The 22,999-nt window shown below is 65.2% G+C and carries 22 protein-coding genes; 4 read left to right on the forward strand and 18 right to left on the reverse strand.

Annotated features, from left to right (window positions below):
* Positions 1 to 61 precede the first annotated feature (61 nt).
* A complete protein-coding gene (locus DK874_RS10205) occupies positions 62 to 697 on the forward strand; it encodes a class I SAM-dependent methyltransferase (protein ID WP_114313923.1) in 636 nt (211 codons plus the stop codon).
* A gap of 3 nt (positions 698 to 700) precedes the next feature.
* Here the strand turns inward: DK874_RS10205 and DK874_RS10210 are convergent, their stop codons facing one another.
* From DK874_RS10210 to DK874_RS10280, 15 genes are all read right to left on the reverse strand, one after another.
* The gene (locus tag DK874_RS10210) at positions 701 to 1,456 is read right to left on the reverse strand and encodes a WD40/YVTN/BNR-like repeat-containing protein (RefSeq protein WP_114313924.1); all 756 of its coding nucleotides are present in this window, start codon (positions 1,454 to 1,456) and stop codon (positions 701 to 703) included.
* 6 nt (positions 1,457 to 1,462) lie between these two features.
* Complete coding sequence (locus DK874_RS10215; protein ID WP_114313951.1) at positions 1,463 to 1,978, reverse strand: CueP family metal-binding protein; 516 nt, start codon at positions 1,976 to 1,978, stop codon at positions 1,463 to 1,465.
* 10 nt (positions 1,979 to 1,988) lie between these two features.
* Positions 1,989 to 3,125: a sensor histidine kinase gene (locus DK874_RS10220; RefSeq protein ID WP_114313925.1), complete on the reverse strand. Its 1,137-nt coding sequence runs from the start codon at positions 3,123 to 3,125 to the stop codon at positions 1,989 to 1,991.
* Positions 3,091 to 3,786 carry a response regulator gene (locus DK874_RS10225; RefSeq protein ID WP_114313926.1) on the reverse strand — a complete coding sequence of 232 codons (696 nt, stop codon included), beginning with the start codon at positions 3,784 to 3,786 and terminating at the stop codon, positions 3,091 to 3,093. The genes DK874_RS10220 and DK874_RS10225 overlap by 35 nt, the downstream gene beginning before the upstream one ends.
* Positions 3,783 to 3,995, reverse strand: a complete 213-nt coding sequence (locus tag DK874_RS10230) for an SHOCT domain-containing protein (protein ID WP_114313927.1) — start codon at positions 3,993 to 3,995, stop codon at positions 3,783 to 3,785. Before DK874_RS10230 ends, DK874_RS10225 begins: the two co-directional genes overlap by 4 nt.
* A gap of 37 nt (positions 3,996 to 4,032) precedes the next feature.
* On the reverse strand, positions 4,033 to 6,408 hold the full coding sequence (locus tag DK874_RS10235; protein ID WP_114313928.1) for a heavy metal translocating P-type ATPase: 2,376 nt from the start codon (positions 6,406 to 6,408) through the stop codon (positions 4,033 to 4,035).
* A gap of 87 nt (positions 6,409 to 6,495) precedes the next feature.
* Positions 6,496 to 6,780 carry a metal-sensitive transcriptional regulator gene (locus tag DK874_RS10240; protein ID WP_114313929.1) on the reverse strand — a complete coding sequence of 95 codons (285 nt, stop codon included), beginning with the start codon at positions 6,778 to 6,780 and terminating at the stop codon, positions 6,496 to 6,498.
* Positions 6,781 to 6,789: 9 nt separating this feature from the next.
* Positions 6,790 to 6,990, reverse strand: coding sequence for a CopZ family metallochaperone (locus tag DK874_RS10245; protein WP_114313930.1), 201 nt, complete (start codon positions 6,988 to 6,990; stop codon positions 6,790 to 6,792).
* Positions 6,991 to 7,107: 117 nt separating this feature from the next.
* Positions 7,108 to 7,410, reverse strand: coding sequence for a Rieske (2Fe-2S) protein (locus tag DK874_RS10250; RefSeq protein ID WP_114313931.1), 303 nt, complete (start codon positions 7,408 to 7,410; stop codon positions 7,108 to 7,110).
* A 4-nt stretch (positions 7,411 to 7,414) separates the two neighbouring features.
* The gene (gene sufD, locus DK874_RS10255; protein WP_114313932.1) at positions 7,415 to 8,707 is read right to left on the reverse strand and encodes a Fe-S cluster assembly protein SufD; all 1,293 of its coding nucleotides are present in this window, start codon (positions 8,705 to 8,707) and stop codon (positions 7,415 to 7,417) included.
* A 42-nt stretch (positions 8,708 to 8,749) separates the two neighbouring features.
* Positions 8,750 to 10,156, reverse strand: a complete 1,407-nt coding sequence (gene sufB / locus DK874_RS10260) for a Fe-S cluster assembly protein SufB (RefSeq protein ID WP_114313933.1) — start codon at positions 10,154 to 10,156, stop codon at positions 8,750 to 8,752.
* Entirely contained in the window at positions 10,153 to 10,905 is a 753-nt protein-coding gene (gene sufC, locus DK874_RS10265) for a Fe-S cluster assembly ATPase SufC (RefSeq protein WP_114313934.1), read from the reverse strand. The genes sufB and sufC overlap by 4 nt, the downstream gene beginning before the upstream one ends.
* An 88-nt stretch (positions 10,906 to 10,993) precedes the next feature.
* Entirely contained in the window at positions 10,994 to 13,756 is a 2,763-nt protein-coding gene (locus DK874_RS10270) for an ATP-binding protein (RefSeq protein ID WP_114313935.1), read from the reverse strand.
* A gap of 96 nt (positions 13,757 to 13,852) precedes the next feature.
* Positions 13,853 to 15,169 carry an isocitrate lyase gene (gene aceA, locus DK874_RS10275; protein WP_114313936.1) on the reverse strand — a complete coding sequence of 439 codons (1,317 nt, stop codon included), beginning with the start codon at positions 15,167 to 15,169 and terminating at the stop codon, positions 13,853 to 13,855.
* Between the two features lie 261 nt (positions 15,170 to 15,430).
* Entirely contained in the window at positions 15,431 to 16,762 is a 1,332-nt protein-coding gene (locus DK874_RS10280) for an FAD-dependent oxidoreductase (RefSeq protein ID WP_114313937.1), read from the reverse strand.
* 56 nt (positions 16,763 to 16,818) lie between these two features.
* Between DK874_RS10280 and DK874_RS11680 the strand changes: the two genes are divergently transcribed.
* Positions 16,819 to 17,226 carry a PD-(D/E)XK nuclease superfamily protein gene (locus DK874_RS11680; RefSeq protein WP_162798779.1) on the forward strand — a complete coding sequence of 136 codons (408 nt, stop codon included), beginning with the start codon at positions 16,819 to 16,821 and terminating at the stop codon, positions 17,224 to 17,226.
* Positions 17,223 to 18,047 carry a DNA adenine methylase gene (locus DK874_RS10285; RefSeq protein WP_114313938.1) on the forward strand — a complete coding sequence of 275 codons (825 nt, stop codon included), beginning with the start codon at positions 17,223 to 17,225 and terminating at the stop codon, positions 18,045 to 18,047. The genes DK874_RS11680 and DK874_RS10285 overlap by 4 nt, the downstream gene beginning before the upstream one ends.
* Here DK874_RS10285 and DK874_RS10290 read toward each other — a convergent pair.
* From DK874_RS10290 to DK874_RS10300, 3 genes are read right to left on the reverse strand one after another with little or no spacing between them, the layout of a single operon-like run.
* A complete protein-coding gene (locus tag DK874_RS10290; RefSeq protein ID WP_114313939.1) occupies positions 18,027 to 18,716 on the reverse strand; it encodes an ABC transporter ATP-binding protein in 690 nt (229 codons plus the stop codon). The genes DK874_RS10285 and DK874_RS10290 overlap by 21 nt on opposite strands.
* Positions 18,717 to 18,765: 49 nt before the next feature.
* A complete protein-coding gene (locus DK874_RS10295) occupies positions 18,766 to 19,908 on the reverse strand; it encodes an ABC transporter permease (protein ID WP_114313940.1) in 1,143 nt (380 codons plus the stop codon).
* 59 nt (positions 19,909 to 19,967) lie between these two features.
* Positions 19,968 to 20,243 carry an NIPSNAP family protein gene (locus DK874_RS10300; protein WP_114313941.1) on the reverse strand — a complete coding sequence of 92 codons (276 nt, stop codon included), beginning with the start codon at positions 20,241 to 20,243 and terminating at the stop codon, positions 19,968 to 19,970.
* Between the two features lie 30 nt (positions 20,244 to 20,273).
* Here DK874_RS10300 and alaS point away from each other — a divergent pair, with 30 nt between their 5' ends.
* On the forward strand, positions 20,274 to 22,922 hold the full coding sequence (alaS, locus tag DK874_RS10305) for an alanine--tRNA ligase (protein WP_114313942.1): 2,649 nt from the start codon (positions 20,274 to 20,276) through the stop codon (positions 22,920 to 22,922).
* Positions 22,923 to 22,999: the final 77 nt, after the last annotated feature.

Below are 22,999 nucleotides of genomic sequence, written 5' to 3' on the forward strand. Positions count from 1 at the left end.
GCTCCTGGCGCTTGGGTAGTCCTAGGGCTTTTGGACACGGTGCTTTACTGGGACCTCTAGTATGGGAAGCATGGGGGCTAGGAGAGGCTTAAGGGCTCGGTTCTTCGCCGCGCTGCTACCCACCCTTTCCCGGGGGCACGCCCAGGTAAGCGAACCCTGGCGGAAGGAGCTTTTGCGAGGCCTGGCGGGCAAGGTGTTGGAGATCGGCCCGGGAACGGGGATCAACCTGGCCTACATGCCGGATGGGGTCTATTGGCTTGGCCTCGAGCCCAATCCCTACTTCCACCCCCACCTGAAAAGGGCCCTAAAGCTCAAGGGGCTTCCCGGCGAAATCCTTTTAGGCCAGGCGGAGGCCATTCCCCTGCCGGAGGGAAGCGTGGATACCGTGGTGGCCACCTTGGTCCTCTGCTCGGTGGGGGAACCCAGGCGGGCGTTGGCGGAGATCCTCAGGGTGTTGCGGCCCGGGGGGCGTTTCGTCTTTCTGGAGCACGTGGCCGCCCCCCAGGGGTCCCGCCTGCGCCGGGCCCAGGACCTCCTCTGCCCCCTATGGGCGTTTTTAGGGGATGGGTGCCATCCCAACCGGGAAACCTTAGCCCTTATCCGGGAGGCCGGGTTTGCCCGGGTGGAGGCTGAGGCCTTCGCCTTGCCCCTTCCCTTGGTAGCCCCGCATGTGGCCGGGGTGGCTTGGAAAGGATAGCCCTCAGCGCCCTTGCCAGAGGGTGCCCCTTTCGTCCACCCAGGCCAGCAAATCCTCCTCCTGGGGATGGGCGGCCAGGGCCAACACCGCCCCCTGCCAGATCCTGCGCCACCCTGCCTCCGTCCGCCGCCAGAGGCCGAGCTTTCCTCCCAGATACAGGGTGCCGGAGGGGGAGAGGGCCAGGGGTCCCGGGGCGGGGTCTGGGGAGGAAATGGGGCGGAAGGTTTCGCCTCCATCCTCGCTCAGGAAGAGACCCCTTTCCATGAGGGAAGCCCAGAGGCGGCCCCTTTGGTCCACCAGGAAAAAGGCCATCCCCCCTTTGGGCAGGCCCCGGGCGGGAAGCTTGCTCCAGGTCTGCCCGCCGTCCTGGCTCCGGAAGTAGCCGTGGGTGGCCTCGAGGACGTAGTGGACTTCAGGCCGTTTGGGATCTATGGCGTAGGCGTGGAGGTCTAACGCGGGAAGGCCCTTGGGCTTTAGGTCGCGGAAGCGCTTCAGGTCCCGGCTTTCCGCATAAACCCAGTGCCCAGCCACCAGGAGGCGCTTGCCGTCCCAGGCCAGGTTCATGGCGTCCCAGTCTCGGCGTCGCACCAGGTGCTGGGGGGTGCTGGTATCCCATAGAACGATGCCGTCATGGTGGCCCAGAAACAGGGCTCCCGAGGGGTGCCATAAAAGGGCGTGGACGTCGCGGGTAGGCACCGGGCCCAAGGGGGTTTGGGCCAGGGCGAAGCCGAGGGCGAGAAGGAGGGTGAGAGGGCGCATGGCCTTCTACCGTGAGGTAAGGCGGAAGCCGGTAAGGCAGGTGGGGCTTTGGCTGAAGGTGGTCACGAAGCCGGTGGCCACCAGGTTCCCCCGGCGGATCTCCAGGGTGTAGCGGCGGTTCCGGGGCAACCATAGCTCAAAGAAGCCGTCCCTTCCCGTTTTGAGCTGGGTCTTGAGGACTTCCTTTTCTCCCTCCAGCACCCGGACCTCAAAGACCTCTTCCTGTAGCTCCCCGGTGCAGCTGGAAAAGTAGTGGACCTGGCAGGGGTGGGTCCGGCTCACATAAGGGGCCACCGCCAGGAGGAAGCGGTCCCTGAGGGCCACCTGGGCCTTGCGGCCGTCCGGGAACTCGAAGAAGAAGGCCTCGGGGGTTACGTAGCTCACCACCTTTTGCCCTTCCTCCCGCCATCGCTTGGCCAGGGCCAGGGCCTCTTCGGGCCCCAGGCCCTTGAGGGCCTCGGGGCTAGGGGCCTGGGCCACACCTAAAGCCACGCCGAGGGCAAGCGCCAGAAGCTTCTTCATGGCCTCCACCCTAAGCCTTTCCCGTTAAGCCTGTGTAAAGGGGCAGGGTGAAGCGGAAAACACTTCCTTGGCCCAGCCGGCTTTGTGCCCAGATCCTTCCCCCCATGGCCTCCACCAAACCCTTGGCGATGGTGAGCCCCACCCCCGTTCCTCCGTCTTGGCGGCTGCGAGAGGGGTCAATGCGGTAAAACCGCTCAAAGATGTGGGGGAGATGCTCCTCGGGTATGCCGGGCCCGGTGTCCTCCACGCTGAAGACCACCGCCTGGCCCATGGCCTCCGCTCCAAGCCTCACCCTTCCTCCCTCTGGGGTGTGGCGAAGGGCGTTGGAAAGCAGGTTGGCGAGCACCTGGAGGGTCCGTTCCTCGTCGGCCCAGACCAGGGGGAGGGAGTGGGCCCCCACCTCCAGGGCCACCCCCTTGGCCTGGAAGGCGGGGCGGAAGCGCTCCGCCGCCTGCTCCAGGAGGCCTTTGGGATCCAGGGGTCTGGGGTGAAGCTCCACGGCTTTTGCCTCCACCTGGGAAACCAGGGAGAGGTCCCGGACCAGCCGGCTCATGGCCCTCACCTCCTGCTGGATCCTTTCCGCCGCCTTTTCCGGCTCCATGACCCCGTCCGCCAGGGCCTCGGCGTAGGCCTGCAGGGCGGATAGGGGGGTTCTGAGCTCGTGGGCTACGGTGCCGATCAGCTCTACCCGGCTTTGTTCCACCTTTTCCAGGGCCTCGGCCAGGCGATTGAAGTGGAGGGCCACCTGGCCCAGCTCGTCCTCCTCGAGGGTGGGAAGGCGCACCCGGTACTCCCCCTGGGCCATGCGCCGGCTGCCCTCCGCCAGAAGCCTGGCGGTGCGGGAGAAGCGCAGGCTGGCGAAGGAGGCGGAGAGGGCGGCCCCAAGCACGGATAGGGGGAGGGCGGCGAGGAGGGCGGTGGTGAGGGTGGAGCGCAGACCCTCCTCGAGGTCCCGTCGCAAGGCCTCGCCCATCATGAGCCCCCCCATCATGGAGAGGGCGTGATACATGCGCTCCACGTGCCCCCGGTAGAAGGAGGGGGCCAGGGCCTCCGCCAGGAGGAAGAACAGGACCAAGGCCAGGAGGGCCACCAGGAGATGGCTGAGGAAGAGCTTAGCGAAGATCAGCGAAGCTATCTTGAGGCGCATCGGTTTCCCGGAAGCGGTATCCCACACCCCGCACCGTTTCGATGAACCGGGGGTTTTCCGGATCGTCCATAAGCTTCTTCCTCAAGGCGGCGATGTGCACGTCCACCACCCGGTCTATGCCCGGGAAGTCGGGCCCCCACACCTTTTCCAGAAGCCTTTCCCGGGTGAAGACCATGCCCGGGTGCTGGGCCAGGGTGAGAAGAAGGTCAAACTCCAGCTGGGAAAGGGAAAGGGGCCTGCCCTCCAGGTAGGCCTTCCGCTCTTTGGGAAGAAGGCAGAGGGGGCCGTAGCTGAGCTCCTCCTTCAGGCCGGCTCGCCTGAGGAGGGCCTTGACCCGGGCCACCACCTCCTTGGGACTGAAGGGCTTGACCACGTAGTCGTCGGCGCCCAGCTCCAATCCCCTCACCCTTTCCTCCTCCTCCCCCCTGGCGGTCAGCATGAGGATGGGAAGCTCGGGCCTTTTCCGGCGCACCTCCTCCAGGACCCTAAAGCCGTCCAGCTTGGGCAGCATGAGGTCCAGGATCACGAGGTCGGCCCGGGGAAAAAGCTCCAGGGCCTTTTCCCCATCCCCCGCCTCCAAAACCTCAAACCCAGCCCCCCTCAGGTAGGCCCCCAGGACCTCGAGGAGGGCTGGGTCGTCGTCCACCAGAAGCACCCTCATGAGAGCTCGCGCTTCATGCGCTCAAAGGTTTCCTTGTCGATCTCCCCGCGGGCGTACCGCTCCTTGAGGATCTCCAGGGCCCTATCCCGCCGCTCTGGAACCAGGCTCCGGACCAGCCAGTAGATGAAAAGGCCCAGGAGGACGAACCAGAGAAGTCCGAGAAGGGGCCCCCACCAACCCATGTACCACCCGTTTCCGCACCACCACATACCTTTCACCTCCCCTGTGCACCTTAGCCGGGGTTGGTTAAGCCCCGGTTAAGCTCCGCGGCTGGAATCCTTTCAGTCTCAGGGAGTTGGTGAGCACGAAGAGGCTGGAGAGGCTCATGGCACCAGCTGCCAGCATGGGGTTTAGGAGAAGCCCGGTGAAGGGGTAGAGGACCCCTGCCGCCACGGGGATGAGGAGGAGGTTATAGGCGTAGGCCCAGAAGAAGTTGAGGTAGATGGTCCTCAAGGTGCGCCGCGAGAGGAGGATGGCGTGCACCAGGCCCCAGAGACTGGGCGAAAGCAGGATCACATCCCCTGCCTCCACCGCGATGTCCGTGCCCGTGGCCAGGGCAATGCCCGCATCCGCCTGGGCCAAGGCGGCGGCGTCGTTGATCCCGTCCCCCACGAAGATCACCTTCCGCCCCTGAGCCTGAAGTTGCCGTATGGCCTCCACCTTGCCCTCAGGGCGTACCCCGGCCAGGACCTCCTGGATTCCTAGGGCTTCGGCCACCCGCCTTGCCGGGATGGGGTGGTCCCCGGTGAGGAGGACGGGCTTGAGGCCCAGGGCCTTCAAGGCGGCCACCACCCGCTCTGCTTCGGGCTTGGGGGGGTCAAAGACGCCAAAGGCGGCTAGGAGGTTTTCCCCATCCGACAGGTAAAGGGGGGTGTAGCCCTTTTGGGATAGCTCCTGGACCTCCTCGGGAAGGGCCACCTTGAGCCGCTCCATGAGGGCCGGACCTCCCAGGTAAAGCCTCCTCCCTTCCACCACCCCCTCGATGCCCTCCCCGGGCAGGACCCGCACCCCCTCGGCCTCGGGTAGGGGAAGGCTTTTGGCCGCTTCTAGAACCGCCTTGGCGATGGGGTGCTCGCTCCCTCGCTCCAAGGCGGCGGCAAGCCGCAAGGCCTCTTCGGGCTTCAGGGCGAACCCAAGGGTTTCCGTGAGGGTGGGTTTTCCTTGGGTGAGGGTCCCCGTTTTGTCCAAGACCACGGTATCCGCCCGGGCCAGGCCTTCTATGGCTTGGCCCTTGCGGAAGATGAGGCCCATTTCGGCTGCCCTGCCCGTGGCCACAGCGATGGCCGCCGGGGTAGCGAGGCCCATGGCGCAGGGGCAGGCGATGAGGAGCACGGAAAGAAGGGCCACAAAGGCGTAGGAGAGACCAGGCCCCAGGAGGAGCCAAAGCGCGAAGGTGGCCAAGGCGATGAGGAGCACGATGGGCACGAAGACGCTGGCAATGCGGTCCGCCACCTCCTGCACCCGGGGCTTGTAGGCCTGGGCTTCCTCCACCAGGCGGGCCATCTGGGCCAGGACCGTGGCCTCCCCCACCCGGCTTACCCGGATGAGGAGGGGGCCTTCCCCGTTCACCGTTCCCCCCACCACCTCATCCCCTGGTCCCTTGGCCTTGGGGATGGGCTCCCCGGTGAGCATGGCCTCGTCCACATGGCTGAAGCCCTCCACCACCACCCCGTCTGCGGGGATGCGCTCCCCAGGAAGCACCCGCACCAGGTCGTTGGGGATGAGGGCTTCGGCAGGAATTTCCCTTTCCTCCCCCTCCTGCACCACCCGGGCGGTCTTGGGCCTTAAGGCGAGGAGCCTCTGGATGGCCTCCGAGGCTTTGCCTTTGGCCCTTTCTTCCAGGTGCTTGCCCAGGAGGATCAGGGCCAGGATCACCGCTCCCGCTTCCAAATAGAGGTGGCGGGCCTCTTCGGGGAAGAGGGTGGGGAAGAGAAGGACCAAAAAGGAGTAAAGGTAGGCGCTTCCCGCCCCCAGGGCCACCAGGGTGCTCATGCCCAAAGCCCGGTGGCGCACCTCGGCCAGAGCCTGGCGGAAGAAACGCCGGCCCGCATAGAGCACGGGTAGAGCGGTGAGGACCTGGAGGATAGGGGGAACGTGGGGGAGGGGAAGGAGAATGGGCCCCATGGCCAGAAGGAGGGTGAGGAAGGCAAAGGGCAAGGCGATAAGGAGATCCGTGGGGTAAGCGGGAGCCTTCCTTTCCTCCTGGGCTACCTCCAGGGGTTCGTAGCCGGCCTCCCGGATGGCCTGGCGCAGGCGGGGGAGGGTCACGGTGTCCGGCAGGTACTCCACCCGGGCCTTTTCCGTGGCCAGGTTGACGTTTGCCGAAAGGACCCCAGGCAGTTTCTTCAAGGCCCGCTCCACCCGGGCCACGCAAGCGGCGCAGGTCATGCCCCTTATGGGGATTTCCGTCCGGGCTACCACGGGCTCGTAGCCGGCCTCCTCCACCCGCTTGAGCACCTCGGCTAGGTTCACGCCTTCTTGTAGCCGCAAAAAGGCCTCCTCGGTGGTGAGGTTGACCCGGGCTTCCTCCACGCCTGGGGCCCTTTTCAAGGCCCTTTCCACCCGCGCCACGCAGGCGGCGCAGGTCATGCCCTTTACCCCTACCTTTACTTCCAGTGCCATGGCTTTAGATCCCTTCTTGCCTTGCGCAAACCCCCTGCTTTCACTTGGGAGATCCCCTCATCCGCTCAAGGACCGGATGGGTTGGCTTTAACGGTACTTAAGTGCCTCCATCAGCTCTTCCACAATCTCCTCCACATCCCCCCGTTCGTGGGCGGTGGCCACGTGGTCCCGCAGGTGGGCCCTTAGGACCATCTCCCCCACCCGGTCCAGGGCACCCTCCACCGCCTTGAGTTGCTTGAGCACGTCCACGCAGTAGACGTGGGGATCCTCCAGCATGCGCAGGATGCCCTCGAGGTGGCCCTTGGCCGAGAGAAGGCGCTTTCTAGCCTCTTCCCGCACCTTGGGATCCAGGTGAAGGTGGTCGCGGGGCACAGGGCCTCCTTAACCCGCCAAGGCGGCCCGGTACCCCTCCTCCTCCACCGCCCGGATCAGGGCCTCGGGGTCCGCCTTCCCCTCCACCAGGGCCTCGCCCCGTTCCAGGCTCACCTCGGCCCTCTCCACGCCAGGCACCTTCATGAGGGCCCTCTTTACCGCCATCACGCAGTGGTTGCAGGTCATGCCTTCTACCTTGAGCTTCAGCATCCTTCGCCTCCCCCCACCCCAGGTGGGGTGGGTATTCCCACCTTACCCCCTCTCCCTTCCTGACGTCAAGGACAAAGACCCCCAGGTTTTCCTTGGGGCCCAGGGGAAAGGCGTGGCCTAAAGGTCCAGGAGGATGGTCTCCCCCTCGAGCCTGGCGGGGAAGACCTTCACGGGTTTGGGGGCAGGGAGGGTCTGCCGGCCCGTCCTCAGGTCAAAGCGGGCCCCGTGCCGGGGGCAGAGGATCTGGCTGTCTTCCACCTCCCCCTCGTGGAGGGGGCCGTCATCGTGGGTGCAGATGTCCTCCAGGGCGAAGACCTCCTCCCCAGTGTAGAGGAGGAGGATGGGCTTCTTGTGCTCGGGCCTTTTGACCACCAGCCTGCCGTTTTCCAGATCGCCCAGCTTGGCTACCGGGGTCCACATGGCCTTAGATTCTAACCTTTTCCTCGATCACCGCCTCGAGGTGAGCCCTTAGGGCCTTAAGGGGAATGCGGGTGAGGACGTCCGCCAGGTGGGCCTTGACCAAAAGCTCCTGGGCCAGGCTGCGGGATAGGCCCCGGGACTGGAGGTAGAAAAGCTGCGTCTCGTCCACGGGGGCGGTGGTGCTCCCGTGGGTGCACCGCACGTCGTTGGCCCCGATCTCCAGCTGGGGGATGGAATCCACCCGGGCGGTGGGGGAGAGGATGAGGTTGCGGTTGGCCTGGTAGGCGTCGGTCTTCTGGGCCCCCCGTTCCAGCTTGATGAGGCCGGAGAAGACCGCCCGGGCCTCGTCCTTCACCGCTCCCTTGTAGAGAAGGTCGCTTCGGGTATGGTGCTCCACGTGGTGCTGCAGGGTGTAATGGTCGAAGTGCTGCTGGCCGTGGCCAAAGTAAAGCCCCAGCATCTCGCTTTCCGCCCCCGGGCCCAATAGCTCCGAGGCCACCTCGCTCCGGGCGTAGCGCCCACCCAGGTTCACCACCAGGTCGTTTAGGGAGGCGTCCCGCTCCAGTAGAGCCCTTTGCCGGTGGAAGTGCCAGACTCCGTGGCCAAAAGTCTGGACGTGGGCGTGGCGCAGCCGCGCCCCGGGCCTTAGCACCATCTCCGTGGCGGAAAGATGCAGGGTGGGGGAAAGATCGGGGGAAAGGTACTCCTCTATGTAGGCGGCCTGGGCGTTGTCCTCCAGGAAGAGGAGGCTCCGGCCCGCCGAGGCCTTGCCCCCTTCCAGCACCTTGAAGACCCCCAGGGGTTTTTCCACCTCCAGCCCCGCGGGCACGTAGAGGAAGGCCCCGTGGGTGAAGAAGGCGGCGTTTTGGGCAGCGAACTTGTCCTCGGTGTACACCCCCTGGAACAGGGTGGCCTCCACCTTGGCGGGATAGGCCTTAAGGGCCTCCGCCAGGCTGGTGAAGACCAGGCCCTTAGCCAAAAGCTCCTCGGGGACCTCGGCGTAGACCAAATCCGGCCCCACGAAGACCAGAAAACCGGAAACATCGGTCCTCTCCAGGCGGTGTTTTACCAGCTCAGGAAGCTCGTCCCGGGAAAGCCTAAGCCCCTTGGGGGTTTCCACCTCCCCTTCCAGGGGGGCCTCGGAAAGGTCGGTGTAGCGCCAGGCCTCCTCCTTTTTGCTGGGGTAAGGCAGACGGGCGAAGGCCTCGAGGGCCTTTAGCCTTTTCTCCAGCACCCAGCCCGGCTCCCCTAGGGCCCGGGAGATGGTTTCCACCTGCGTTTTGTCCAGTACCTGCATGAATCCTCCTAGCGCCAAGGTTAAGGCTCTTGACGGGGACCCTCAGCCTACGGAGCCCTCCATCTCCAGCTCGATGAGCCGGTTGAGCTCCACCGCATACTCCAAAGGCAGCTCCTTGGCGATGGGTTCAATGAAGCCCCGCACGATGAGGGCTGCGGCCTCGTCCTCCTTAAGGCCCCGGGTCTGGAGGTAGAAGATCTGCTCGTCGTCCATCTTGGACACCGTGGCCTCGTGGCCCACGTGGGCGGTGTCCTCTTCGATCTCGATGTAGGGATAGGTGTCGGTGCGGCTTTCTGGGTCGATGAGAAGGGCATCGCACTCCACGTTGGCCCTGGCGTGCTTGGCCTCGTCCAGCACCTTCACCAGGCCCCGGTAGCTGGCCCGGCCTTCCCCTTTGGAGATGCTCTTGGAAACGATGGTGCCCGAGGTGTGGGGAGCTCCCAGGAGGATCTTGGCCCCGGTGTCCTGGTGCTGGCCGGTCTTGGCAAAGGCAATGGAGAGGATCTCCGTGCGGGCTCCCGGCTCCAGGAGGTAGCTGGAGGGGTATTTCATGGTTACCTTGGAGCCCAGGTTGCCGTCCAGCCACTCGTGGAAGGCTTCCCCATAGACCAAGGCCCTTTGCGTCACCAGGTTGTACATGTTGGTGGACCAGTTCTGAATAGTGGTGTAGCGGCTCCTAGCTCCCCGCTTTACCACGATCTCAATGACCCCGGTGTGCAAGGACTCGCTGGAGTACATGGGGGCGGTGCAACCCTCGATGTAATGCACCTCGGCCCCCTCGTCCACGATGATCAGGGTGCGCTCAAACTGGCCGAACTCGGGGGTGTTGACCCGGAAGTAGGCCTGCAAAGGGAGCTCCACCTTCACCCCCGGGGGGATGTAGACGAAGGAGCCCCCGGACCAGGCGGCGGAGTTCAGGGCGGCGAACTTGTTGTCCTCCGGGGGCACCACCTTGGCGAAGTACTCCTTGAAGAGGTCCTCGTACTTCTTCATCCCCTCCTCAATGGCCACGAAGATGACCCCCTGCCGCTCCAGCTCCTCCTTCACCCGGTGGTAGACCATCTCCGAGTCGTACTGGGCCCCCACCCCGGCGAGCACCTTCCTTTCCGCCTCGGGGATGCCCAGGCGCTCGTAGGTCCGGCGGATCTCCTCGGGGATTTCCTCCCAGCTTTTGGCGTCCCGGGTTTCCGCAGGTTTCACGTAGTAGACCAGGTTGTCCAGGTCCAGGCCGGAAAGATCGGGGCCCCAGGTGGGCATGGGCTTTTTCTGGAAGATCTCCAAAGCCCGCAGGCGGAACTTCCGCATCCACTCGGGCTCCCCCTTGTGGTAGCTGATGGCCTCGATCACCCTTCGGGTGAGGCCCCGCTCGGCTATATAGACCGGCTTGACCTCGTCCACGAAGTGGTACTTGTACTCCTCGCCCAGCGCCTTCAGGTCTACCTCGCTCATGCCCCCTCCTTTACCCTTTCCCTAAGCCACTCGTAGCCCTTAGCCTCCAGCTCCAGGGCCAGCTCCGGGCCCCCTTCCGCCACGATGCGCCCGTCCATCATCACGTGCACCCGGTCGGGGACGATGTAGTTCAAGAGGCGCTGGTAGTGGGTGATCACCAGGGCGCCGAAGTTGGGGCCCCGCATGGCGTTCACCCCCCGGGCCACCACCTTGAGGGCGTCGATGTCCAGCCCGGAGTCGGTCTCGTCCAAGACGGCGTAGGTGGGCTGGAGGACCAGGAGCTGGAGGATCTCGTTGCGCTTCTTCTCCCCGCCGGAGAAGCCCTCGTTGAGGTAGCGGGAGAGGTAGGATTCGTCCCACTCCAGAAGCTCCAAGGCCTTCTTCACCTTGGTCCAAAACTCCGCCACCCCCACCTCCCGGCCCAGCCTGGCCTGGAGGGCCAGGCGCAGGAAGTTGGCGATGGTCACCCCCGGCACCTCCACCGGGTACTGGAAGGCCAGAAAGAGGCCCTTTTTGGCCCTCTCGTCCGGGGAGAGGTCCAGGATGCTCTCCCCATCCAGCAGGATGTCCCCTTGTTCCACCGTGTACTCGGGGTCCCCGGCCAGGATCTTGCCCAGGGTGCTCTTGCCGGCCCCGTTGGGGCCCATGAGGGCGTGCACCTGGCCCTTGGGGACCACCAGGTTCACGCCCTTAAGGATGGTCTCGCCGTCAATGGAAGCCCAGAGGTCGCGGATTTCTAGCTGGTTCATCGTTCTGCCTCCTGATGCTGGGTCGGGCTCTTACTGCGACCCATTCGCAGTAAGAGTATAGACCCTTCACCCCCTAAAGTATAGTGATTTAGTCGGGATTTGCCAGGTGGAAGCCCAGGGCCTCGGGGAGGGCCAGGGGGGAGGGGGGCAGGCGGCTTTGTAGCTCGGGGCAGAAGCGGCCCAGGGCCCGGCCCAGCTGGAAGCGAAGGGGTTCGGGAAGGGGGCTTTTCCTCACCTCCAGAACCTTTTGCCAGGCGGCCTCCTTCTCCCCCAGGCCCAAAAGGGCCAGGATCTCCACCGCCCGGGCTTGGGCCAGGAGGCCTGGGTCCTCGAGGGGAGGCAGGGCCACCACCTGGGCCAGGGCCTCCCCAAACCAGCCTCCCCGGGCCAGGGCCTCCGCATAGCCCAGGCGGGCCTGGGCTTCCAGGTAGGGGTTTTTCAGGGGAAGGAGGGGTTTTAAGAGGGCCTTGCCCTCTTCCGGGGGCAGGAGGAGGGAAAGGAGGCTAAGGGTGTCCAGGCGGAGAGCGGTATAGCGCTCGGTGGGCTCCTCGGGAATCTCTGCCAGGAGGTCCTGAAGAAGGCGGAAGGCGGTGGGGGCGGTAAGGCCCCCAAGGAAGGGGGGGCGGTAGGGCTGGCCGGCCTCCAGGAGAAGATAGGTGGCTCCTAGGCGGAAGAGGGTGCGCAGGTGGCGGTAGCGGGCCTCCTTGGGCCTTTCCCTAGTGGTGCGAAAGTAGGCTTCGGCCGAAACCAGAAGCCGTAGGGCGGCAAAAGGGCGGCCCCGGGCGGCCTCGAGGATCCCGGCCTCGCTTTCCACCCGGGCCCGGGTGAAGGGGTCCTCCGCTTCGGCCAGGGCCCTCTCTATGGCCTTGCCCGCCTCCTCGTAGAGGCCCAGGCGCCGCAGGAGGGTGGCGTAGCGGGCCCTTACCCGGGCCACCTCGTCCTTAGGGGCACCCCCTTCCTCCAGGGCCTTTAGGCCTTCCTCCATGCGGGGCTTGGCCTCGAGGCTTCCTAGGCGCATGAGGAGGTCCCCCATCTGGTAGCGGGCCCTTCCCAGAAGGAGGGGGTCGTGGCCCACCTGGGAAAGGGCCTCCAAGGCCTCCCGGTAGCGGCCCAGGTCCTTGGCCACCAGGCCCCGCCACAGGTGTACCCGGTCCTGGAGGAAGGGGGCCACGGGAAGCCCTTGCGCCTCCTCTACGAACCGGGCCGCCTTCTCGTAATCCCCTTTCCAGCGCTCCACCGCCGCCATGACCAAAAGCCCTTCCGCCTGAGCGGTTTCGTTCAGGAGCGTGAGGTCCTTCTTGGGGGGGAGGAGTTCCTCCGCCTCCTTGTAAAGGGCGGCGTCCGCCTTGGCCTCCGCCCTTTTGATGCGGGCCCAGGTGCGCAAGGAGGGGCTTTGGGCCTCGGAGAGCACCCGGAGGGCCTCCTCCGCCTCGGGGTGGGCGTACTGGCCCAAGACGGCCCGGTAGCGCACCACCACCGCGGCCAGGGCCTCGAGGTCCTCCCGGGGCCAGGCCTGGGCTTCCTGCCAGAGCCCGGGAAGGAGGGCCAGCCGGGCAGGGTCCTCCTGCAGAAGATCCAAAAGTATCCGGATCTCCCCCGCCTTGTAGGCGTGATGCAGCTTGCGGAAGAGGTTTTCCTTAGGGAAGAAGGAGAGGGCCAGGCGGTGGAGCTCCTTGGGGGCCTCCTGGGGGAGGAGGCTTCTTAAGGTGGGGCGCACCAGGCCTTCCCCTACCCAGTCCAAAAGGGCCCTTTCCGCTTGCGAAAGGCGTTCCAGAGGCTTGCCCAGGGCCTTTTCCAAGAGCTCTGCGGGGAAGGCGGGATCGGCCTCGGGGCTGAAGGCGGAAAGGGCCAGGAGCAGGGGTTTGAGGGCTGGGTCGTCTTGCAAAGGGGTTTGGGGATCGTGCTTGGCGGCTTCCAGAAGCACCAAGCGGGAAAGCTCCCCGAAGTTGCGTCCCGCCTGGTTCACCAAAGCCTCTAGCCTCTCCGGGGACAGGTGGGGAAGCCGCTCCCGCACGAAGCGCCGGGCCTCCTCCCGGCTCGGGGGGGAAAGGGGTTGGTGGGGCAGGGTGGGGGGTGGCTCGCTTAAGGCCGCCACGTAGGGGATGGTCAAGGCCTTTAGGAAAGGCTCCAGCCAGGCCGCAAGCCCCCTTTGGGTGCCGTCCGGGCCCCGCAGGGGGAGGCCTTCCAGGGTGCCCTCCGCCTCGGCCCGCAGGAGGAGGGGGCGCCCCTCCCGGTTCAGGCCCCGGGCCAAAAGGGTCAGGACCTCCTGTTCCAAGGCCCCCTGCAGGATGTAGGGCTGGGTGGGGGAAAGCTGGGCCAGAAGGGACCGCACCTCCTCCCCTGCCCCCAAGCCCTCGGCCAAGGGGACCAGGGCCTGGGCCAGTTCCCCCCCCAGGTTGAGGAGAAAGGGTTCCTTTCCCGGCAGGGCGGAGAGGGCACGGCTTAAGGCGGCCAAGAGAACCCCCTTGCCCGTGGCCGGCCCCCCCACCACCACCATCTGAGGCTTACCTCCGGCCTCCAGTTCCTTCAGGAAACGGCGGAAGATACGGCGTTTGTCCCGGCCCAGGGTCTTGCGGGCGCTTTCTAGGAAAAGCTCCGCCGGGGGAGGGGGGGGTGGGAGGCCCGCCTCCTGGTATAGCTGGGCGATGACCCCGTAAAGCCTTTCCTTCTCCTCGGGGCTTCCCAGGTCCTTGTAGAGGATGTTGCGCACCGTCCCCGCCTTGCCCCCCCGTTCGGTCATAAGGGCTTCCAGCCAGCGCAAGGAGCCCCGCTTGCCCCGGTGGTCCCGGCCCCTGAGGTGAGGGCGGAGCTCCTCCAGATAGCGCAACCAGGGTGTATTCGCATCCGACATGGTGATTACACTATACCAGCCCCGGTGTGGCTACAGCCTACCCAGATTAAACCGCCCCCGGTTTGGGGGCGGTAGGAAGGGGCGAAAGGCCTGGCCTCAGTGCACGGGTTCGTTGAACTGGGCCTCCTCGGTGGAGCCCTTGAGGGCCAGGGTGGAGGCCTCCCCCTGGGTGAGGGCCAGGACCACCTCGTCGAAGTAGCCCGCCCCCACCTCCCGCTGGTGCTTCACGGCGGTGAAGCCCTGGGCCTGGGCCAGGAACTCCTTCTGCTGGAGTTCCACGAAGGCGGGCATGCCCCGGGTCTTGTAGCCCTTGGCCAGCTCCCAGGTGTAGTAGTTCACCGTGTGCCAGCCCGCCAGGGTGATGAACTGGAACTTGTACCCCATCTCCCCCAGCTCCCGGTTGAACTTGGCGATGGTCTCGTCGTCCAGGAACTTCTTCCAGTTGAAGGAGGGGGAGAGGTTGTAGGCAAGAAGTTTATCCGGGAACTCCTTCTTCACCGCCTCGGCGAACTTGCGGGCCTCTTCCAGGTCGGGCTTGGAGGTTTCCATCCAGATGACGTCGGCGTAGGGGGCGTAGGCCAGGGCCCGGGCGATCCCCGCCTCGAGGCCATTCCTGACCCGGTAGAAGCCCTCAGGGGTGCGCTCCCCGGACAGGATAAAGGGCCTGTCCCGCTCGTCGATGTCGCTGGTGATCAGGGTGGCGGCCTCGGCGTCGGTGCGGGCGATGATCACCGTGGGCACCCCCATGATGTCTGCGGCCAGGCGGGCGGCCTGCAGGGTGCGGATGTGCTGGGAGGTAGGCACCAGGACCTTGCCCCCCAGGTGGCCGCACTTCTTCTCCGAGGCCAGCTGGTCCTCGTAGTGGATACCGGCGGCCCCCGCCTCAATCATGGCCTTGGTGAGCTCAAAGACGTTCAAGGCCCCGCCAAAGCCCGCCTCGGCGTCGGCCACGATGGGCACGTACCAGTCCCGGGTCACCTTGCCCTCGGAGCGCTCGATCATGTCGGCGCGCATCAGGGCGTTGTTGAGGCGCTTCACGATCTGGGGCACGGAGTTATAGGGGTAGAGGGACTGGTCGGGGTAGGTCTGCCAGGCCAGGTTGGCGTCGGCGGCCACCTGCCAGCCGGAGAGGTAGATGGCTTCCAGCCCGGCCCGCACCATCTCCACCGCCATGGCCCCGGTGTAGGCCCCGAAGGTGTGCACGTAGGGCCGTTCGTGCAGAAGCTGCCAGAGCCTTTCCGCTCCTCGCTTGGCCAGGGTGTACTCCACCTTCACGCTGGGGCGAAGCCGCACCACGTCCTCGGGGCGGTAGTCCCGCCTCACCCCCTTCCAACGGGGGTTGGTGGCCCACTCCCGCCTAAGCTCCTCCGCCTCTTGCCGCATCTCGGGGGTCAGCATGCTTAAGGGATCCATCCCTCACCTCCCAAGCCCAGTCTGGAGCTGGGAGAAGTTACAGTGTAGGGTGTAAGGCAAGAGGCTTAACACCCCTTGATGGTGTTTTCCCCTCTTAACTACACCGGTTTATACCCTTTCCTCTTTTTTCCTTCGCTAAGCCCCAACGAGGTGACGCCTACCGGAGGCCCTTTCCGGGGCCCCCACCCTGGCGCAAGCCAGGGTGGGGTGGTATTACACCCTTGTCGGGGATTTACGGGGGACCCCAGCCTGGCTTTGGGGTTACCTGGCTTGCTGGGCGGCGATGAGAAGGGGGTCCCAGACGGGGCTATAGGGCGGGGCGTAGGCCAGGTCCAGGCTCAGCAGGTCCTCCACCGTGCCCCCTTGGTGCAGGAGGGCGGCCAGGGCATCGATGCGCAGGGCCCCGTGCCCATGGGCCACCACCGCCCCACCCAGAAGCCTTCCCGTCCCATCCTCATAAATGAGCTCCACCCAAAGGGGCTGGCTTCCCGGGTAGTAATGGGCCCCGTCCCGGCTTTGGATGAAGACCTTCTTGGCCTGGAAGCCCTCCCTTGAGGCGGCCTCCTGGGATAGCCCGGTGGTGGCCACCGCCAAACCGAAGGCCTTAAAGATGGCCGTGCCCACCACCCCGGCGAAGCGGGCCTCCTTGCCGGCGATGGCCGCCCCGGCGGTGCGGCCATGCTTGTTGGCCACGTCCCCCAGAGGAAGCCAGTAGGGGCGCTTCAGCACCTGGTGGAAGCTTTCCGCCACGTCCCCGGCAGCGTAGACACCTTCCAGGTTGGTGCGCATCCTCTCGTCGGTGGCGATGGCCCCCGTGGGGCCCAAGGCCACCCCCATGGCCTGGGCCAAAAGGGTGTGGGGCCTGACCCCCGTGGCCACCAGGACCAGGTCGGCGGGCACCACCCCTTCCGAGGTTTCCACCGCCTCCACCCGGCCCTGGCCCCTGAAGGCCGCCGCCTTTACCCCGGTCCAGACCTCCACCCCGTGCCGCTCCAGCTCCTCCCTTAGAAGATGACCCACCTCCCCATCCCAGTGGGGTAGGGGGCGGTCCTTGAGCTCCAGGAGGGTGACCTCGAGGCCCCGCTTGCGGAAGGCCTCGGCCACCTCGAGGCCGATGTACCCTGCCCCCAGGATGGCAGCCCGTTTGGCCCCCTCCAGGGCCTTAAGGATCCTCTCCCCATCCTCCATGCTCCTTAGGGTGTAGACCCCTTCCTGCTCCGTGCCCGGGATGGGGGGAAGGGTGGGTTTGGCCCCGGTGGCCAGCACCAGGTGGTCGTACCGGTCGTGGAAAGTGCGGCCCTCCTGGTGGTCAAAGACGGTAAGGGTTTTAAGCTCCGGGTCCACGTCCACCACCTCGTGGCGGGTGTGGATTTGGACCCCTTGCTTTTGAAATTCCTCCGGGGTCCGGGCCACCAGCTTTTCCAGACGGGGAATCTCCCCGGAAAGCACGTAGGGCAGGCCGCAGGCCCCGTAGGAAACCCATCCCGATTTCTCGTAGACCACCACCTCGAGGTCCGGGTTCTCCCGCTTGGCCTTGGCGGCGGCGGAGGCCCCGCCCGCCACCCCACCGATCACCACGAGCCGCTTGCCCATAGGGCTTATTCTCCCTCAAGAAAAGGGGTCAGATGTCCCTGGGGTAAAATGGGGTCATGTCGGCCTCGGGTCAGGTTTTTCGGGAGAGGGTAAAGCTCCTTGTGGAGAAGGTGATCTCAGAGATGGGGCTTGAAAAACGCTTTCGTGTAGAAACCGAGTATCTTTCTCCCCATGGGAGTGTAGTACGAGACCGAGACCGCAGGGTTGATGTGGCGGTATTGGACTCCGAGGGCCGCCCCTATCTATTTATTGAATGCAAATGGCAAACCAGCTCGGGCACAGCCGAAGACAAGCTATTTCGTTCGGCAGAAGAGGCGAGAAGGGACCGTATTTTTGGGGTTCACTCTGTGGTGGTGCTTGGAGGGAGTGGTTTTAATAGAAAAGTCTATAGGTGGGCCTTGACAGAGGGTTTTGTGCACGAAGCTTTTTTGGAAACTTGGTTGCGGGAGTTTTTTGGAAGATGAGTCTCCCGTTGCTCTTTCCAGCGAAGACGGGTTCAGGGGAGGAGGGGGGTTTGCCGCCTCCCCTCAAGTGGGCGGGGGGTAAGCGTTGGTTGGTTCCTTACCTTAACGAGATATATGGCCTGCATCGTCATCGCACGTTGGTGGAACCCTTTGTGGGCGGTATGGCCGTAACCCTGGGCCTTCTGCCCGAAAAGGCTCGCCTGAACGATGCCAACCCCCACTTGATAAACTTTTATCGGTGGGTTCAAAGGGGTTTGGTGGTGGACATACCCCTCGCCAACGATAAGAACCTGTACTATACACACAGAAAACGCTTTAACGACTTGATACGGGAAGGCCTATGGGCTACCAAGGAAGCCGCAGAGTTGTTTTATTACCTGAATCGTACGGGCTACAACGGCCTCTGCCGCTTTAACAAAAAGGGGGAGTTCAACGTTCCCTTCGGAAAATACAAGACCATCACCTATAGGCGTGACTTTCGTGATTACCAGCCGCTTTTTGCCCGTTTTGAGCTCACGGCTTTAGACTTCCGCCAAGTGAGCTTAGAGCCGGAGGATTTTGTCTACGCAGACCCTCCTTACGATGTGGAGTTCACCAAGTATGCTCCCGATGGCTTTTCTTGGCAAGACCAAGTGGACCTGGCCGAGTTGCTTTCCTCACACCCTGGCCCAGTGGTTATCTCAAACCAAGCCACAAAACGCATCGTGGATCTGTACAAAGGGTTAGGCTATGAGCTCCGCTTTCTTGCCGCCCCTCGGCGGATCAGTTGCGACGGGAATCGTCAGCCTGCCCTCGAGGTGCTAGCTTTGCGGAACATTTAGTTCTTCAACGGCCTGGAGCTGCCCACCCTTTAGGTGCAGTATCCGGTCTGCTTGGCTCGCCAGCTCCAGGTCGTGGGTGACCAGGATCAGGGTACGCTTTCGCCCTGCCTCAAAGAGGAGGGCCGCCACCTGCTCCCGGGAAGCGGCGTCCAGGTTGCCCGTGGGCTCGTCGGCGAAGAGGATGGGAGGGTCCAGGGCCAGGGCCCGGGCCAGGGCCACCCGTTGTTGCTCCCCTCCGGAGAGGCGGCTTGGCAGGTGGTGGGCCCTTTCCAGAAGGCCCACCCTTTGCAAAAGATCCAGGGCCTTTTCCTTGCGGACCCTTGGGGGAAGGCCAGCCAGGAAAAGGGGGAAGGCCACGTTCTCCCAGGCGGTGAGGGTGGGGATCAGGTTCCACTGCTGAAAGACAAAGCCCATGTGCTTGAGGCGCACCTCCGCCCTTTGGTCCTCGGAAAGCCGGTGCAAGGCCAGCTCCCCCAGGTAGACCCCCCCTTCCGTGGGCAGGTCAAAGCCGGCCAGGAGGTTAAGGAGGGTGGTTTTGCCGCTACCCGAAGGCCCCACCACCGCGGTGCTCCCTTGGGGGAAGGCGAAGGTGAACCCTTCCAGGGCCACCACCTCCCTATCGCCTTGCCGGTAGCGTTTGCCGAGGTTTTGCGCTCGCAAGAGGCTCATGCTTCCCCATCCTTCCAAAGGCTGACGGCAAAGCCAAGGCGTAGCGGCATCAGACCCTCCCCAGGGCTTCCACCACGGGTATGCGGCTGGCGTGGTAGGCGGGAAGGAGCCCTGCGGAAAGCCCAAGCCCCAGGGCCACCAGGAGGGCGAAGAGGGAAAGCCTTGGGGTGACGGCGGAAAGGGCAAGGCCCACCTGGTCCAGGGTGTAGAGGTTGATGGCCTGGGAAACCGCACTTCCCAGGGCCAGGCCCAGGAGCCCCCCGAAGGAGGCCAGGAGAAGGGCCTCCAGCACCACCAGCCGGAAGATGAAGCCCCGCTTGGCGCCGAGGGCCCGCATGACCCCGAACTCCCGGGTGCGCTCGTACACGGACATCATCACCGTGTTGGCCACCAAAAGCCCCCCCACCACCAAGGCCACCAGGCTGATGCCGAAGCGCACCAGGTCGCTGATGCGCAGGGCCCTTTCCGCAAAGCGCATCACGTCCCCGGTGGTCTGGGCCTTGAGGCCAGGGAGCCTGGCCTCGAGGGCCCGGGCCACCTCCTCCGCCTTCTGCCCGGGGTTTAGGGCCACCAGCAAGGCGGTGTAGTTCTCCGTGCCCAAGACCTCCTGGAGGGGCTTCAGGGGCACGAAGATGAGGTTATCGGCAAGCCCCCCGCTTTCCTCCAGGATGCCCTCCACCTTAAGCTCCACCCGGGGGGAAAGCCTGAGGGGGCTTCCTAGGGCAAGCTGGCTTCGCTTGGCCACCTTGCCCCCCACGATGGCCCCCCTTTCCGAGGGGAGGAGCCCTCCAGCCTGGAGCCTTACCCCGGGGTAGAGGAGGTCCGGGGCCACGCCCTCGGGTAGGCCCTGGAAGAAGAAGCTACTCTGGGGGTCAAACCCGCCCCGGGCTAGGAAAAGGGTGGGGATGATGGCCCGCACGCCCAGTTCCTTGCCCGCTTCCTGGGCCAGCCCGTACTCCTTGGGGGTGATCTCGGGGTAGCCGGAAAACCCAAACCCCTCCATGCCCTCGGGGACGATCTGGATGGCAGGGCCCACCCGGGATAGCTCCTGGGCCAAGGAGCGCCTTAAGCCCTCCCCGAAGGAGAGGAAGAGGACCATGCTGGTGGTGGCGATGAGCACACCCAAGAGGGTGAGGAAACTGCGCACGGGGCGGGCCAAGAGGTTGCGGAGGACCAGGCGAAAAAGCTCCACGCCTCCAAGCTTACCCCCTGGGCGCAGGGCGGGGTGTGGAGGGGCCTACAGAGAAGGGGCTAAAGAAGCCTTTCCACAAAACGGGTTTCCATCTCCTCCAGGAACTGGCTGGGGTCCACCTTCTGCCTTTCGGGGTGATGGTAGTAGGCCTTTTCCGCCTCGGCGAAGTTCTCGTGGCCCACGAACCACAAGAATTCCCGCTCCCCGATCCAGTAGGCCCCCAACACCTGGAAGCCCGTGGCCTGGCGCAAGGGGACGATGACCTCGAGGAACACCTTTTGAAAGGCCTCCTTGGCGCCTTCCTTCAACCGGTAGCGGCGCATCTGGACGGTCATGGCCTTAGCTTACCGCCTATAATCAAAGGCATGCGCACGGCGGAGATCCGGGAAAAGTACCTGTCCTTCTTCGAGGGCAAGGGGCACCTGCGCCTGCCCTCCTTCAGCCTCATCCCCGAAAACGATCCCTCCTTGCTTTTCACCTCCGCAGGCATGGCCCCCCTAAAGCCCTACTTCCTGGGGGCCAAGCCCATCTTCGGGGGCAAGGAGTGGCGAAGGATCACCACCTGCCAGAAATGCCTCCGGGTTGGAGACATAGAGAACGTGGGGAGAACCGCCCGGCACAACACCTTCTTCGAGATGCTGGGCAACTTCTCCTTCGGGGACTACTTCAAGAAGGAGGCCATCCTTTGGGCCTGGGAGTTCCTCACCGACCCCAAGTGGCTGGGCCTGGATCCGGATCGGCTATGGGTCACGGTCTACGAGGACGACGACGAGGCCTACGCCATCTGGCGGGACCTGGTGGGGGTGCCTGAGGAAAGGATTGGCCGCTTTGGGGAGGACGAGAACTACTGGCCGGGCGGGGCCATCACCCATGGGCCCAATGGGCCTTCGGGCCCCTGTTCGGAGATCTTCTTTGACCGGGGCCCAGCCTTCGGCACCCCCGACGAGACGGGTCCCAACACGGGAAGCGGGGACCGGTTCGTGGAGATCTGGAACCTGGTCTTCACCCAGTACGACCGCCAAGGCCCCATTCCCGGCCCCGGCATCCTGAAGCCCTTGCCCCAGAAGAACATCGACACGGGCATGGGCCTGTACCGGGTGGCGGCCATCCTGCAGGACGTGGAGGACTTCTACCGCACGGACACCTTCTACCCCATCATCGAGCGGGTGGCCCTTTGGAGCGGTAAGCCCTACGAGGGGAAGGCATCCGTGAGCCACCGGGTGATCGCGGACCACGTCCGGGCGGTGGTGGCGGCCCTTTCCGATGGCGTGACCTTCTCCAACACCGGCCGGGGGTACGTGATCCGCCGCCTGCTTCGCCGGGCCTTGAGGCATGGCTACCTTTTGGGCCTGCAAGACCCCTTCCTCCACCGCCTGGCCCCGGTGGTGGCCGAGGTTCTGGGGGACTTCTACCCGGAGATGCAGGCCAACCTGCCTGCGGTGGAGAAGCAGATCCGCCTCGAGGAGGAACGCTTCCTGGAAACCCTGGAAGGGGGCCTCAGGCGTCTGGACACCCTGCTTGCGGGCCTCAAGCCGGGTGAGGTGGTGCCGGGGGCGGAGGCCTTCCGCCTTTACGACACCTACGGCTTCCCCCTGGACCTTACGGTGGAGATCGCCGCCGAGAGGGGCTTTGGCGTGGACACCGAGGGCTTCAAGCGGGCCATGGAGGAGCAACAGGAGCGCTCCCGGGCGGCCATGGCCTTTGAGCGGGAGATCTTCAAGAAAAGCGCCCAGGTGCTGGAGGAGCTCTATGCGGAAAGGGGGGCCACGGAGTTTCTGGGCTACGGGACCCTGGAAGGGGAGGCCACCGTCTTGGCCCTTTTGGCCGGGGACCAAAGCCTGGAGGAAGCGGGCCCTGGCACCGAGGTCCAGGTGGTTTTGGACCGGACCCCCTTCTATGCGGAAGGGGGTGGGCAGATCGGGGACTTTGGCCACCTGGAGTGGCCCATGGGCCGGGCCAGGGTGGAGACCACCCTTAAGACGGAAAAGGGGATCTTCCTGCACCGGGCCAGGGTGGAGGAGGGGACCTTGCGGGTGGGGGAAAGGGTGCGGGCGGTGGTGGACCCCGCCCGCCGGGATACGGAGCGCCACCACACCGCCACCCACCTCCTCCATGCGGCGTTGAGGGCGGTCCTGGGCCCCCATGTGCGCCAGGCGGGAAGCCTGGTGGCCCCGGACCGGCTGCGCTTTGACTTCACCCACCCCGAGCCCCTCAAGGAAGAGGAGCTGGAGCGGATTGAGCTTTTGGTGAACCGCTGGATCATGGCGGATTTCCCCGTCACCTGGCGCTATCTGCCCCTGGAGGAGGCCAAGCGGGAGGGGGCCATGGCCCTTTTCGGCGAGAAGTATGGGGAGGTGGTGCGGGTGGTGCGGGTGGAGGGAAGCCCTCTGCCCGGGGTGGAGTCCAAGGAGCTTTGCGGGGGCACCCACGTGCGGCGCACGGGGGAGATCGGGGCCTTCCTCATCCAGAAGGAGGAGGCGGTTTCCGCAGGGGTGAGGCGCCTGGAGGCGGTGGCCGGGGAGTGGGCGGTGCGCTTCGCCCGGGGTGGCCTCAACCGGATTAGGGCCTTGGCCGAGCGGCTTTCCGTGGGGGAGGCAAAGCTGGAGGAGCGCCTGGAAAAGCTCCTGCAGGAGCTCAAGGCCAAGGAGAAGGAGGTGGAAAGCCTCAAAGCACGCCTGGTGCAGGCGGAGCTTAAGAAGGAGTTCGCCCTCTTGGAGAAAGGGGATTTGCGCTACGGGGTGCTGGAGCTTCCCGGGGTGGACATGGCCGCCTTGCGCCAGGCGGCGGACGATCTGGTGCAACGGGGAGCGGATGTGGCCCTGGTCCTGAGCGGAGGCCAGGCGGTGCTCAAGCTTTCCCCCAGGGCCCAGGAAAGGGGCCTCGAGGCGGGGGCCCTCTTCCGGGCCCTCGCCGAGCGGGCTGGGGGCCGGGGGGGTGGGAAGGGGGCCTTGGCCCAAGGGGGTGGGCTATCCCCCGAGAAGGCGCGGGAGGCCCTTCCCCACCTCTTGCCCTAGGGCCGAAATCCTTTCTCGCTCCCTTGGTTTGGGGAAAGGGCGTACCGGAACCCACGTGGCCACGGGCTAGTTGCGAA

This window comes from Thermus caldifontis (assembly GCF_003336745.1).
Taxonomy (GTDB): Bacteria; Deinococcota; Deinococci; order Deinococcales; family Thermaceae; genus Thermus; species Thermus caldifontis.